At 40.8% G+C, this 14275-nt stretch carries 15 protein-coding genes and 1 other RNA gene; 10 read left to right on the top strand and 6 right to left on the bottom strand.

Annotated features, from left to right (window positions below; genetic code table 11):
- Positions 1-223 precede the first annotated feature (223 nt).
- Positions 224-808 carry a recombinase family protein gene (locus tag Q0V26_RS00675; protein ID WP_297474805.1) on the top strand — a complete coding sequence of 195 codons (585 nt, stop codon included), beginning with the start codon at positions 224-226 and terminating at the stop codon, positions 806-808.
- A 102-nt stretch (positions 809-910) separates the two neighbouring features.
- Here Q0V26_RS00675 and ssrA read toward each other — a convergent pair.
- Positions 911-1280, bottom strand: a transfer-messenger RNA (tmRNA) gene (gene ssrA / locus Q0V26_RS00680).
- A 111-nt stretch (positions 1281-1391) separates the two neighbouring features.
- Positions 1392-1868, bottom strand: a complete 477-nt coding sequence (smpB, locus tag Q0V26_RS00685; protein ID WP_036795915.1) for an SsrA-binding protein SmpB — start codon at positions 1866-1868, stop codon at positions 1392-1394.
- A gap of 205 nt (positions 1869-2073) precedes the next feature.
- Between smpB and Q0V26_RS00690 the strand changes: the two genes are divergently transcribed.
- Entirely contained in the window at positions 2074-2508 is a 435-nt protein-coding gene (locus Q0V26_RS00690; RefSeq protein ID WP_080158413.1) for an SRPBCC family protein, read from the top strand.
- Positions 2498-2806 (top strand): RnfH family protein, encoded by a 309-nt coding sequence (locus Q0V26_RS00695; RefSeq protein ID WP_297474815.1) that lies wholly within the window; start codon positions 2498-2500, stop codon positions 2804-2806. Before Q0V26_RS00690 ends, Q0V26_RS00695 begins: the two co-directional genes overlap by 11 nt.
- A gap of 87 nt (positions 2807-2893) precedes the next feature.
- Here Q0V26_RS00695 and bamE read toward each other — a convergent pair whose 3' ends face one another.
- The 3 genes from bamE to nadK all read right to left on the bottom strand — a co-directional run bounded on the left by bamE (position 2894) and on the right by nadK (position 6150).
- Positions 2894-3250: an outer membrane protein assembly factor BamE gene (gene bamE / locus Q0V26_RS00700; RefSeq protein ID WP_297474817.1), complete on the bottom strand. Its 357-nt coding sequence runs from the start codon at positions 3248-3250 to the stop codon at positions 2894-2896.
- 170 nt (positions 3251-3420) lie between these two features.
- Positions 3421-5088 (bottom strand): DNA repair protein RecN, encoded by a 1668-nt coding sequence (gene recN, locus Q0V26_RS00705; protein ID WP_297474819.1) that lies wholly within the window; start codon positions 5086-5088, stop codon positions 3421-3423.
- A 180-nt stretch (positions 5089-5268) separates the two neighbouring features.
- On the bottom strand, positions 5269-6150 hold the full coding sequence (gene nadK, locus Q0V26_RS00710) for an NAD(+) kinase (protein WP_045032489.1): 882 nt from the start codon (positions 6148-6150) through the stop codon (positions 5269-5271).
- A gap of 193 nt (positions 6151-6343) precedes the next feature.
- On the opposite strand from nadK, the gene grpE reads away from it, so the two are divergent.
- The 3 genes from grpE (at position 6344) to dnaJ (ending at position 10352) form a co-directional block, all read left to right on the top strand.
- Positions 6344-6958, top strand: coding sequence for a nucleotide exchange factor GrpE (grpE, locus tag Q0V26_RS00715; protein WP_297474828.1), 615 nt, complete (start codon positions 6344-6346; stop codon positions 6956-6958).
- 234 nt (positions 6959-7192) lie between these two features.
- Positions 7193-9109, top strand: a complete 1917-nt coding sequence (dnaK, locus tag Q0V26_RS00720) for a molecular chaperone DnaK (protein WP_297474830.1) — start codon at positions 7193-7195, stop codon at positions 9107-9109.
- A 100-nt stretch (positions 9110-9209) separates the two neighbouring features.
- Complete coding sequence (gene dnaJ / locus Q0V26_RS00725) at positions 9210-10352, top strand: molecular chaperone DnaJ (RefSeq protein WP_080158408.1); 1143 nt, start codon at positions 9210-9212, stop codon at positions 10350-10352.
- 124 nt (positions 10353-10476) lie between these two features.
- Here dnaJ and Q0V26_RS00730 read toward each other — a convergent pair whose 3' ends face one another.
- A complete protein-coding gene (locus Q0V26_RS00730) occupies positions 10477-10887 on the bottom strand; it encodes a type IV pilin protein (RefSeq protein WP_297474833.1) in 411 nt (136 codons plus the stop codon).
- 134 nt (positions 10888-11021) lie between these two features.
- Here Q0V26_RS00730 and Q0V26_RS00735 point away from each other — a divergent pair, with 134 nt between their 5' ends.
- Genes Q0V26_RS00735 through Q0V26_RS00750 form a run of 4 tightly spaced genes read left to right on the top strand, consistent with a single transcriptional unit; the run spans position 11022 to position 13829 of the window.
- On the top strand, positions 11022-11561 hold the full coding sequence (locus Q0V26_RS00735; RefSeq protein ID WP_297474835.1) for a GspH/FimT family pseudopilin: 540 nt from the start codon (positions 11022-11024) through the stop codon (positions 11559-11561).
- Entirely contained in the window at positions 11545-12147 is a 603-nt protein-coding gene (locus Q0V26_RS00740; RefSeq protein WP_297474837.1) for a prepilin-type N-terminal cleavage/methylation domain-containing protein, read from the top strand. Before Q0V26_RS00735 ends, Q0V26_RS00740 begins: the two co-directional genes overlap by 17 nt.
- Positions 12140-13432, top strand: coding sequence for a hypothetical protein (locus Q0V26_RS00745; protein WP_297474839.1), 1293 nt, complete (start codon positions 12140-12142; stop codon positions 13430-13432). The genes Q0V26_RS00740 and Q0V26_RS00745 overlap by 8 nt, the downstream gene beginning before the upstream one ends.
- Positions 13398-13829, top strand: a complete 432-nt coding sequence (locus tag Q0V26_RS00750; RefSeq protein ID WP_297474841.1) for a type IV pilin — start codon at positions 13398-13400, stop codon at positions 13827-13829. Before Q0V26_RS00745 ends, Q0V26_RS00750 begins: the two co-directional genes overlap by 35 nt.
- Positions 13830-14275: the final 446 nt, after the last annotated feature.

Consider the following 14275-nt stretch of genomic DNA (forward strand, 5'->3'; position numbering starts at 1 on the left):
ACATTGTTATTTTGTTAACCATGTTACCTAATTCATAAATCACCACTTCAACACAATAAACGCCCCTAGTCCGTATTCCCTTAAAACCCCGTATGCTTTTAATCATGCCCTACTGCATACGTGTAAACATCCCCTATCGCGTACGCTTTTGGTGTTTACTTTTCGATATGCACACACTATATTTAGCACATGACAACCATAAGCACACAACTGGGGAGATAAAATGGAATTTGCATACGCCCGAGTATCAACAACCACACAAACAACAGATAGCCAAGTTAGCGACATTCAAAAGTCATATCCTGGCATCGAGATATCAACTGATGTTTGTAGCGGAACAGTACCCGCAACAGAGCGTGAACAATTAAGCCGGTTACTCGATAAATTAAGAAAAGATGATGTGCTGGTCGTTTGGTGGATAGATCGCTTAGGCCGTGACTATCACGATTCAGAAACAACTATCCGCGAGCTGTTAAAACGTGGTGTCACAATCAAAACCATTAATCAGAATATGACCTTTGCTTACTCTGGTAATGATATGCAAGACATGACAACTAATATTCAATTAACCATGATCACCGCAATGGCTGCTGCAGAACGTAAGAACCGTTTAGCAAGTGCTGAAGCTGGGCGCCAAGCAATTAAGAAAGATCCGAAGTTATGGGCTGAAAAATTTTCAGGACGTAAACCAAATATGGAACGTAAGGCAAAGATTATCGAACTGTTAGAACAAGGCTTATCCGTTCGAGAAGTGGCCATGAAAGTAGGATGCAACCCTAGTACGGTTCAACGGGCTAAAGTAAGTTAACTGAGGATATATAAGGAAATAAAACAAGCTAACGTGATGATTTTACTGAATTTTAGGCATTAAAAAAGGCCACTTCCAAAGAAGTGGCCCTTTCCAAACGTTTGGTGGAGCTGGCGGGATTTGAACCCGCGTCCAAAATCAGTCTAACAGATGGCGCTACATGCTTAGTCAATCTTTATTCTCGTATCCACACTGCGAATTGACACGCTATGCTAATACATACCAGAATTCTATTTCGCGGTTCATCTCTCTAGTCAAAGAATCCCTCGCTATCTCGTTTGGGTTTGAACCCCTGTTATTCCCCGTCTTACAAGCGGAAGCTAGGGCAGGAGCGCTCTTAGCAGGGTATTAAGCTGCTAGTGCGAAGTTTTCGTCGTTTGCGACTATTTTTTTGCGGTTGTTTAACGAGGCAAACCGCACCTCGACATGCTCCACAAGCCTTCGTGATCCTGTCGAATCCTGAATCAGCCCCAGATGCGTTTGATGTTAGCAGAATATTTAACTAGGTCAATAGCTTTATTATTATTCACTGACCAAGTGATTGATTACTATTCAAATGCTAACATCATGTTGCATAGGTGTCTTAACGGTTATTGCCTTTCATGATACGGGCTTTATCACGTTGCCAATCTTTGGCTTTGCTGTCAGCGCGTTTATCATGCAGTTTCTTACCGCGTGCAGTACCGATCTTCACTTTTACGAAAGAAGTGCTCCAGTACATCACCAATGCCACGATAGTATCGCCTTCGCGGTTCACTGAATCTTCTAGTTTTCTCAGTTCACGACGGTTAAGCAATAGCTTACGTACACGGGTTGGATCAGCCACAACGTGAGTTGATGCCGCGTTTAATGGCGCAATGGTTAAGCCTGAAATGAATGCTTCACCGTTACGTAAGAAAACATAGCTTTCAGTCATGTTTACTTTACCGTCACGGATAGCTTTTACTTCCCAACCCTGTAATACCATACCTGCTTCGTATTCGTCGCCGATGGCAAATTCAAAACGAGCGCTTTTATTTTTTGCAATAGTATTGCTACTTTGCTTTGGTTTTTTAGCCATGTTGACCTCGTAGAGTCATTGTTGCAGTCCCAGAACAAAATCTAATATCAGTGATTTTTCTGGTCGAATAAGCTATTGACGTTACCATAATACCGCTTGATGGTAACTGTTATTTTGGTCGATAGCCCAGTAATGGTATCATTGACTAAACGCAGCGAATAGATTTTATCTTCAGAGTGAGGATGCGTTCGATGAAGGAGAAGCTATGCCACAAATTAGTCGTTCGGCACTGGTGCCTTTTAGTGCCCAACAAATGTTTAACTTGGTGAATGATGTTGAGTCTTACCCGATGTTTTTACCCGGTTGTGCGGGCAGTAAGATCATTGAGAGTTCTGCCAGTCATATGATGGCGTCGGTTGATGTTGCCAAAGCCGGTATACGCAAAACATTTGTGACGCATAATAAATTGGTCGATTTTAACCAGATTCAAATGCAGCTGGTGGATGGCCCTTTTCGAAAATTAGTCGGCGGATGGACATTTACTGAGCTTGATGCCACTGCTTGTAAGATTGAATTAAACTTAGAGTTTGAATTTACCAGTGGGCTAATTGATGTTGCTTTTGGTAAAGTTTTTCGCGATCTGACCAGTAATATGGTGCAGGCGTTCACACAGCGAGCAAGAGAAGTGTATGCATTCTGATCAACCCTTAATTCATGTTGAGGTTGTTTTTGCACTGCCCAACGTGCAGCGGGTGTTAAAGCTGGCGGTTGTTGCTGAAACCCCGATTCAAGCGATCATCGAACAATCAGGGATATTAACCATGTACCCTGAGATTGATCTAATCATCAATAAAGTCGGTATCTACAGTCGTAATGTGAAATTAGATGCGACCGCGCGCGATGGCGATCGGATTGAAATTTATCGTCCATTAGTGGCAGATCCACGAGAGATCCGCCGCAAGCGTGCAGAACAAGCTAAAAAAGACGCTGAAAAGTAATACTTATTTTATTGCAGATAATAAAAAGCTCGCCATTATAGCGAGCTTTTTTATTACTTTGAAAACAACCATTTTCTATGAATGGAATTAATTCATAGAATCCATGAAGTTAGGGCCTTGCTTGTAATCACCTTTCATACTAACAAGCTGTGCCTGTTGGTTGAAGGTTAAGAACAAGTTCTTTTGAACCGGTTTATCATGACCATTTTGTTCGTAGAAAATGTAGTTCCATGTATTGGGGTAACTTGGGTCAACTAACATAGGTGTACCCAGCACATATTGAACTTGCGTTTTCGTCATGCCAACACGCAAGGTATTAACACTTTTTTGTTCTACATAGTTGCCTTGGTCAATATCAATACGATAAACCAAACGTTCAGTGACCGAACAGCCACTAAGTAAGCCCAACACTAAGGTTAGGGCTGCAATGTTTTTCCAACTCATAGCATCCTGGCTTTTTAGCTTTAACTGCTGCGATGATAAACAAGGTCTTGGCAGAAGTAAAAAGCGGTAAAGAAAAAAAGTAATATATTTTGATATTCGACTACTGCTGGCCGCAATAGTTGCATCAAGGTTTTAGTTTATTTCATATTCGCGCAAGATGCGAAATTAAATCATGCCGCAACCAGCAGTTCTTTCGCATTTGCGAGAGTGCGCTCAGTAATCTCACTGCCGCCTAATAGACGTGCTAGCTCAGCAATACGATCATCAGTGCTTAATGGACGCATCTGTGTTTCAGTTTGACCATCGGTGGTTTTCTTGGCGACAAACATTTGCTGATGACCACACCCCGCAACTTGTGGTAAGTGAGTCACACACATAACTTGGGTTGATTTACCTAGTTTGCGTAGCATTTTACCGACGATAGCGGCTGTTGGACCACTGATACCCACATCGACTTCATCGAAAATTAAACTTGGAGTTTCAACTTTTTGAGCGGTGATCACTTGAATCGCAAGTGAAATACGGGAAAGCTCACCACCTGAGGCCACTTTGCCTAATGGTTGTAACGGTTGGCCGGGGTTGGTTGAAACTAAGAAATTAATGCTGTCGTAACCTAATGGGCTTAACATGCGCTCAGGATCACTGGTCAGTGCAATTTCAAATTCACCGTGTTCCATACTTAACATATGCATACTTTCAGTGATTTTTTGATCAAGCTCTTTGGCGTAACGTTGGCGGCTTTTACTTAGCTTTTCAGCCGCTTCAATGCATTGTTGACGTAGATTTTCAACGTTAGCTGCCATGTCTTCTAGGCGTTCATCGCTACAATCAAGGTTATCAAGTTCTTTTAGTAAATCATGGTGCTTTTGATAAAGCTCGGCTGGCATTACATAATGTTTACGTGCCATCGACATGATTTTAGCTAAACGCTCTTCAAGATAAATTAACCGATGTGGGTCCATGTCTAAGTTATCAAGATAGCTACGTAGCTCTTGGCTTGCTTCTTGAACTTGAATAATCGCTTCTTCCAGCATTTGCGGAATCGCACTTAAACTGCTGTCATATTCACCAAGATTGTTCACTTGCTGACAAGCCATTTGTAACAGTTGCAGCGCGTTACCATCATCGTTGTCATAAAGCATCGATAAGGCGGTTTGACTTGAAATAGCCAGTTCACCTGAATTTGATAGACGCTTATGTTCTTCTTCGATCTCAATGAATTCTTCTTCGCCAAGGGCTAATTCATCAAGCTCTTTAACTTGGTATTGTAAGAGTTGTTTTTGTGCTTCGTTTTCATCACGGCTTTGGGTTAAGCGTTTTAGCTCGTTATGTGCTTGACGCCAGCGTTGATAAGCACTGCGAGTACGATCAATTAAGAGATGATGACCTGCATATTGATCAAGCATGTGTTGTTGATATTCAGGGCGCATTAGCTGTTGGTGTGCGTGTTGGCCATGAATATTAATCAGCAGTTGCCCTAACGCTTTTTGCTGCGATGCGGGAACAGGGCTGCCATTAATAAAACCACGTGAGCGGCCTTCTTTGGTGATCACACGGCGCAAAATACACTCTTCGCCATCAATGAGCTCATTATCTTCGAGCCAACGTCGAGCAGCTTGGTTATTTGCCAATAAAAATGCGGCTGAAATTTCAGCTTTATCTTCATTTGGTCGCACCATAGAGGCTTCAGCGCGATCACCTAAACATAAACCTAAGGCATCAATAGCAATAGATTTACCTGCACCGGTTTCACCTGTAATAGTGGTCATGCCGGGTTTTAGTTCAAATTGAAGAGTTTTGACAATAGCAAAATTAGAGATCGTCATATGCGCGAGCATTGTGTTCACCTGTTTAAATCAACACCTGTTTTTTCATACAGTATATACTGTATTTATAACCAGTAAAGACTGGGGAGATAATTATTCAGATAAAATGTGACTTAGATTAACTTTTGGAGTAATGACAAAAAACCAGCCGCTTAAGTGTGCTGGTTTTGAGGGGAAAAAGTGGTATTTATTTTAAAATAGTCGACTCGACCAGCCTAATTTTCCACGTAAGACATTGTAGTAACTGTAATTCTTAGGGTGGATCAGTTGCAGGCGATCTTCACTTTGATAAATATGAATTTCATCACCAGGACTTACGGGAAGCGATACTTGACCATCACAACTGACTTCTAGGGTGCTGCCATTATTGGGGGACACCAGCAGTTTAATACAACGATCGCCATCAACGACTAATGGGCGAGATGACAGGGTGTGAGGAAACATTGGCACCAGTGCAATAGCGTTTAAACTGGTTGATAAAATTGGGCCACCACCTGACAGTGAATAGGCTGTTGAACCTGTTGGGGTCGCAATAATTAAGCCATCAGAACGTTGCGAGAAAGCAAAGCAATCATCAATATAAACTTCAAATTCTATCATATGGGCAATTTTATCTGGATGTAACACCGCTTCGTTTAAGGCGGCATTACGGCTTTTTATTTGCCCGTGACGATGCACTTCAGCTTCAAGTAAAAATCGATCTTCTTTGATAAATTCGCCAGCCAATACGAGAGCAAGCTGTTGCTCAAAATCTTCAGGATCAAGATCAGTCAGGAAACCAAGATTGCCACGGTTAACGCCAATGACTGAAATATCAAACCGTGATAAAACGCGAGCGGCACCGAGCATATTGCCGTCACCACCAACAACAACCGCGAGATCTGCTTTATCACCAATGGTGAGCAAATCACAAAAACAATGCTCAGGTACGTCAATATCGTTGGCTAATCGATGATCGACTAACACGTTATAGCCTTGCGCGGTTAACCACTCATATAAGCTTGAGTGAGTTTGTAATGCCTCAGGATTACGTGGTTTGCCAATTAACGCGATAGTATCAAAAATACGCTTCATGTCCCTGTTCCGACAAATGATGGTGGCTCAGTATAGCCTTAGAAAAAACAACTTGTCGTGGTTTGTTGTCAATATTGGCTTGAATCATTGAACTTCATCCCCATAATATGCTCAAGAGTATTTTAAAAGTGGTGCTTATCTAATAAGACTACTGAGTGAATAAAACCCTTTTATCTTGGCGGAGAACCAACGCATGACTAACAAAAAACACGATGTACAGGATGAGCAGCTAAACGATGCAGTTGAAGCTGCTGAAGTCGAAGCTGTCGAGGGTGAGTTTGTTGAATCTGAGCAAGAGTTATACGTAGCTCGTATTGCAGAACTTGAAGCTGCTTTATTAGCAAAAGATGCAGAAGTTAATGAAGTAAAAGATGCAGCATTACGCGCACGTGCTGAAGGCGAGAATATTCGTCGTCGTTCTGAGCAAGAAATTGATAAAGCACGTAAATACGCATTAAACAAATTTGCTGAAGAATTGCTGCCTGTTATTGATAACCTTGAGCGTGCTATTGAAATGGCCGACAAGAATAACGAAGCAACCAAAGCTATGATGGAAGGGGTTGAATTGACATTGATGACAATGACAACAACCGTTGGTAAATTTGGTCTAAAAGTGATTGATCCACAAGGTGAAGCTTTTAATCCTGAATTCCATCAAGCAATGGCTATGCAAGAAAGTGCTGATTTTGAACCTAATACTGTCATGGCTGTAATGCAAAAAGGTTACGAGCTAAATGGTCGTGTGATCCGTCCTGCAATGGTAATGGTATCAAAAGCCGCTGCGGGTAACGTGAATACTCAAGCGTAATTTACAGCGAATGATTCAAGGCTTACTTGATAATGACGCAAAATAAGGCCTACTTTGGTGGGTTTTTTTGTTTTTTTGCATTTTTTTTGGGATCGCCCCTTGAAAAGTAATCTGGCGGCCTTATCTAGTAGTCATAAGACATTAAATGTATTTGTCACGGGGTTATCCCGAACCGCTAACCCATTTGATATTGGGTGTAGTTAAGAACATATAACGAATTTCGGAGATTGTCTGATGGGTAAGATCATTGGTATTGACTTAGGTACAACTAACTCTTGTGTAGCAGTACTTGACGGCGACAAGCCACGTGTAATTGAGAACGCAGAAGGCGAGCGTACAACAGCATCAGTTGTTGCATACACGCAAGATGGTGAAACACTCGTTGGTCAACCAGCAAAACGTCAGGCGGTAACTAACCCTGAAAACACATTATTCGCTATCAAGCGTCTAATTGGTCGTCGCTTTGAAGACGAAGAAGTTCAGCGTGATATCGAAATCATGCCTTACAAAATTGTTAAGGCTGACAACGGTGATGCATGGGTAGAAGCGAAAGGCCAAAAAATGGCTGCTCCTCAAGTATCTGCTGAAATCCTAAAGAAAATGAAGAAAACAGCTGAAGATTTCCTTGGTGAGGAAGTTACTGGCGCTGTTATCACAGTACCTGCTTACTTTAACGATGCACAGCGTCAAGCAACAAAAGATGCTGGCCGTATCGCAGGTCTAGATGTTAAACGTATCATCAACGAACCAACAGCGGCAGCTCTAGCTTACGGTCTTGATAAGACTGGCGGCGACCGTACTATCGCTGTTTACGACCTTGGTGGCGGTACTTTTGATATCTCAATCATCGAAATCGATGAAGTTGAAGGCGAGAAAACATTTGAAGTTCTAGCAACTAATGGTGATACACATCTTGGTGGTGAAGACTTCGATACACGTTTAATCAACTACTTAGCAGATGAGTTCAAAAAAGAGCAAGGTATCGATCTTAAGCACGATCCTCTTGCAATGCAGCGTCTAAAAGAAGCAGCAGAAAAAGCGAAAATTGAGCTATCTTCTGCACAGCAAACTGATGTTAACCTACCTTACATCACAGCTGACGCGACTGGTCCTAAGCACATGAACATCAAAGTGACTCGTGCGAAACTAGAATCTCTAGTAGAAGATCTAGTACAACGTACTCTTGAGCCACTTAAAGTAGCTATCTCAGATGCTGGTCTATCTGTTAGCGACATCAACGACATCATCCTTGTTGGTGGTCAAACTCGTATGCCAATGGTTCAGGCTAAAGTAACTGAATTCTTCGGCAAAGAGCCACGTAAAGACGTTAACCCTGATGAAGCTGTTGCTGTAGGCGCTGCTGTTCAAGGTGGTGTACTTGCTGGTGACGTTAAAGACGTGCTACTTCTAGACGTTACTCCACTATCTCTTGGTATTGAAACCATGGGTGGCGTAATGACTAAGCTTATCGAGAAGAATACAACTATCCCAACAAAAGCGAACCAAGTGTTCTCTACTGCTGAAGATAACCAAAACGCGGTAACTATCCACGTTATTCAAGGTGAGCGTAAGCAAGCAAGCTTCAACAAATCTCTAGGTCAATTTAACCTAGAAGGTATTCAAGCTGCACCACGTGGTATGCCTCAAATCGAAGTAACGTTTGACCTAGATGCCGATGGTATCCTAAACGTTTCTGCGAAAGACAAGACTACAGGTAAAGAGCAGAAGATCACTATCCAAGCGTCTGGTGGCCTAAGCGATGCTGACATCGAGAAGATGGTTCAAGAAGCTGAAGCTAACAAAGAAGCGGATAAGAAGTTTGAAGAGCTAGTAACTGCTCGTAACCAAGCTGACCAACTTGTTCACGGTACTCGTAAGCAAATTGAAGAAGCTGGTGAAGCACTTCCTGCTGATGAGAAAGCAAAAATCGAAGCTGCTGTTGCTGAACTAGAAGAAGCACGCAAAGGCGAAGATAAAGAAACAATCGATGCGAAAGTACAAGCGGTTGTTGCAGCATCTCAAAAGCTAATGGAAATCGCTCAACAAAAAGCGCAAGCACAACAAGCTGATAGCGCAACTGGCGAGCAACAAGCTAAGCAAGACGACGACGTTGTTGATGCTGAGTTTGAAGAAGTTAAAGACAACAAATAAGACGTTATTAATATCTATTAATTAACATCTTGTTTAAATTACGGGCGTTTGAGGTTACTCTAACGCCCGTAACTATATCTAGCTAGGTGACAATCAAGTTATGTCGAAACGTGATTTATACGAAGTGTTAAGTGTGGCTCGTGACGCAAGTGAGCGTGACATTAAAAAAGCTTATAAGCGCTTAGCAATGAAGTTCCACCCCGACCGTAACCAGGGTGATGCGGAATCTGCTGAGAAATTCAAAGAAGTGAAGTACGCTTATGAAATTCTAACAGACGACCAAAAGCGCGCTGCTTACGATCAATACGGCCATGCAGCCTTTGAACAAGGTGGTATGGGCGGTGGCGGCGGCGGCTTCGGCGGCGGTGCAGACTTCAGTGACATCTTTGGTGATGTGTTTGGTGATATCTTTGGTGGTGGCGGTGGCCGTCGTCAACAACGCGCACAGCGTGGTTCAGATCTTCGCTACAACATGGAACTAACGTTGGAAGAAGCTGTTCGCGGTTGTTCGAAAGAAATCCGTGTACCAACATTAGTTGGTTGTGATTGCTGTGACGGTTCAGGCGCTAAAAAAGGTTCATCTGCAACAACATGTGGTACCTGTCATGGTGCTGGACAAGTGCAGATGCGTCAGGGCTTCTTTGCGGTTCAGCAAACATGTCCACACTGTCATGGTCGTGGCCAAATTATCAAAGATCCATGTGATAAATGTCATGGCGAAGGCCGTGTAGAAGAAACTAAAACGCTTTCAGTTAAGATCCCTGCGGGTGTCGATACTGGCGATCGTATTCGCTTAAGCGGCGAAGGCGAAGCTGGAGAACTTGGCGCACCAGCGGGTGACTTGTACGTTCAAGTACATGTTAAAGATCACCACATTTTCCAGCGTGAAGGTAATAATCTACATTGTGAAGTACCTGTAAGTTTTACTATGGCAGCATTAGGTGGTGAAGTTGAAGTACCAACCCTTGATGGCCGTGTAAGCTTAAAAGTACCGGCTGAGATGCAAACGGGCCGTATGTTCCGTATGCGTGGTAAAGGTGTTGATTCGGTTCGTGGTGGTTTACGCGGTGATCTTATCTGTAAATTGGTGGTTGAAACACCAGTACATTTAAGCAAGCGTCAAAAAGAACTACTGCAAGAACTGGAAGAAACATTTGGTGGTAAAGATGCGAGTAAGCACAAGCCAAAATCAGAAGGTTTCTTCAACGGTGTAAAGAAGTTTTTCGACGATTTAACCAACTAATTCGTCGCAAACAAGAATAAATAAAAACCGCTATTAGTGAATGCTAATAGCGGTTTTTTTATACCAAGAATATCCGTCATTCCCTACAGTGAATGCTCGCGAGGGCGATAGGGAATTTAATGCTTTACCAGCAATTTATGGGTTCTAGCGCTGATGATGATCCTTTACCTGTTTGGTCTAAACTTAGATCTTTGCATTCATCATTATTTTGTAACTGTACAGTTTTTGCCTTTATGAGATAACCCGTGATGAGACCATCCGTGATTTTTTTCTCTAATTCCAATACATAACGGTCTTTATCTGTATCGCAAAAAGAACAACTACCATCACTGACAATAGTAAAATCATAAGCACTGTCTTGGGTATAACTTTCTTCTAGCGCCAATTGAATTTTAATCAAATCCCCCATAGCCTGAGTACGATGCCCCTTCAATATATGCGATTGATATGAAGGGTAAGCAATGGCGGTTAATACTCCAATGACTGCCACTGCAATCAACATTTCGATCAGCGTCACGCCTTTTTGTTTAATCATCTTCCGTAATCTCTTAAATATTCGAGTTGTCTCGATAACTGGTTGATATCCTTATTCTGCTATTTTGCGGTGGTGATAAACTCTGAAGCAAGTTGTTCTTAGGGATCAGAATAACGTTAATAGGGATTTGGGGAATGGCTCGCGAAATTACCACGCATTTTCATCACATACATCACAATGGTGACCGTCAGCGGGGATTTACGCTGTTGGAATTGGTGTTCACGGTGGTGATCATCGGCATTGTTGCGGCAATGGCAGCCCCAAGTTTCAGTGGCCTCATTGAATCGAATAAAATTAAGCGCTTGGCAACAGAAATAGAGTGGTTATTAGTGCAAGCCAAATCAGAAGCAGTGATGCGTGGTGACAATATTCAGGTAGTGATAGATGATGCTGGAACACCTACTTGGTCGATAATATCAAGAACAACATCTGGTGCGATTACGTTAGCTGAGGTCTCTAGTGAAAATTTTTCAAATATTGAATTAGAAACGACATTTAGAACAGGTATGGTGACATTTAATAAATTAAATGGCAAACCTAATTTAGCTGGTAGTTATTGTTATAACATTGGTGACTATAAATTAAATACCGTTCTTTATAATAAGACTGGGCGCATTTATACCTGTCTACAAGCTGGATCGAATAAGTTGAGTAATTATGAAATCTGCGAATAAAGGCTTTAGCTTAATTGAATTACTAATAGCATCGTCTGTAGGATTGATTGCGATAGGTATTGTCGGTTCGGTTTTTTTATCAGGTTATCAAGCCGCGAATAAGCGTTCATTAGAATTGTTATTACAACAAGATGTTAATGACGCTTTTCGATTGATCAAAGAAGATGTATTGCGAGCAGGGTATGTGTCGAGTGGTACTTCAAGTTTGAAGCTATCAGGTGCGAGTAATGTCGTTTATGTAAATACAGCTAATAACTGTCTAGCTTATGCTTATCATTCTCCTGATGGTCTTCGATATAATGAAGTGATGTACAACAAACAAGATGAAAAATTAGTTTATCGTTCAACGGATGATGAAATAACAGCCTTAAATGCATGCTCTTTATCTAGAGCTCTATCTTATTCGTTAATTTATGATAAGCAGATCTCTGTAAATCAATTTGATATTGAGAATAAACCTATTAGCTCTGCGAGTGCGACCAGTCAATTAATTAAAATAACGCTTGCTGCGCATTTAAAAAATGATGATGCAGTAAGTACTGCGAAGTCGATTCAGATTAAAGCAAGGAATTGGCATAATGAATAAGCATCAACAGTCAGGGATGACGACATTATTAATCACCAGCATGTTATTAATAGTGGCGCTGTTATTTTCATTGGCGTCATATAAGAATTTATTTTATCAGATTAAGCGTACTCAAAATGAAGTCTTAGCGAGACAAGCACACTGGATTGCTGAAGGTGGGTTGGAGTGTGGGTTTACTGAATACAAAATAAATAAAAATAATTTCACTGATTTTGATGAATGTAATACTGCTGAATTAGAGTTAACACTGACTCCAGTGACATCAACAGAGTTTCACTTAGAAAGTAAGGTTACTAATTTCTTACAATCAAAAAAAATATTTAAGAATATTAAGCTTGGGGGGAGTGGAAAATCAGGAGCTATGCGTTCGAGTGCGGATTTATATTTTTATGGCAGTGTTAGTTTTATGACACCAGATCCAGGTAATTTAGAAGCTGATGGTTGGCAATGCGTTGCATTAAGGTATAGAAGTAGATTTTATGCAGCGGTAATAGATAGTAAAGGTATTTATCCTGGAGGGGAATTACCATTTAATGATTTTGATCCATTAGGAAATAAATGTGCACCAAATCATTTCAATATATTTGATCATGATGATGATGGAATCATAAATGGTGATTTTGTTAAAGATTCATCAGTTTCTCCATTCGAAGAGATCTTCGGAGTCGAAAAAATAAATCACAATGAAGTAAGAGATAGTGGTGAGTTTGAATTATTAACAACAAATGGATTTAATCGTGGTAATTGTGGTGATTTAATTGTAGATATTCTAAAACACCCAAGTAAGAAAGAAAGAATATGGATCGAAGGAGATTGTGAAATTAAATCTTCTGCATTCGAGGACTTAATTAATGAAAGTGAAAAAACACAAGGAATTCTACTTGTGTTTCATGATGGGTTACTTTCGTTTATGGATCCATCTCTTCCTCCTCCTCCTCCAGAAAAGGCGAAAGGTTTAAAAGGAATGATTGTACATTTTAATTATGATTATTCTATAGGGGATACATCATGGGTTGGCTTAGATGCTAATATTACCTTAGGAAATTCTTCTTCTATTTTTCCTTCTGATTATCTTTCTATTTCATCATATTATCAAAAAGGTAGTTTTATATTTAGTGGTGGCCAAGTATTTGATAGTGTTGGACATAGTGCTCTTTTTTATGGTGCAATTGATTTTAGATACAATAAAGATGTTATTAATTCAGCGTTATCAGTATTTAATCAACCACGTTGGCAAGAAGGATCTTGGCATGACTTCGAATATCAAAAAAATAATAGGCTTTAGCTTATTAGAAGTGGTGATTGCTCTTGGCGTGCTTTCTGTTGGCGTATTAGGTTTAGTCAAGATGCAAGCTTATATGGAAGTAAAAGCAGAAAACGCATTAAAGACTTTAGATGCACTTCATATAGCAGAAGCGCAGATGGAGTATTACCAAACCCGTGCCAGTAATATCAGTGGCGCGACTGGATTGATTTCCTTTGTAAGCATGGCTGAATCAACTAATTGTCTGCAATCGATGGTGAGTGGTACTGATTATACGCTTACTTGTGATGCTGATAATTTATCGTTATCAGATGCACTGCGAACTATTAATGTTAGTGTCAGTTGGGCTGATCGCCGTAGCGTATCGCAGGCAGTATCTCTAAAAACCGCTATCTCTAAATACAGTGAATTTGATTAAACAACGGCTATCATCGTTAAAAAGACACAATTTAATCCAAAGCAAACCGTTTTGAACAAAAAATGCTCAAACGGTTTTTTTTTGTTAAAAAACGATTGTCAGCCAATAAAATCCCTCTATAATGCGACCTCACTGACACGGACAACGGCGCAAGCGGTTACCGAAATCAGTATTGTTCTTTAACAATTTGACCATGCAATCTGTGTGGGCACTCACTGAATAGTTAAGTCGAAAGATTTATCAATAAACTGAGTGACCAATACAAATAACCTAATCTATTTATAGAGAAGATTATTTGGCACAGTCAATTCATTACCATTCTGTTCCTCTTTGTAGAAACAGAAGCGGTAATAGCTTTAAAATTACTAAGGTAGTTTTGAAGTCAGTATTCATTGAGCCGTTTCGAAAGAAACAACAAAACTTTAATTGAAGAGTTTGATCATGGC

Source organism: uncultured Photobacterium sp. (assembly GCF_947039875.1).
Classification (GTDB): Bacteria; Pseudomonadota; Gammaproteobacteria; order Enterobacterales; family Vibrionaceae; genus Photobacterium.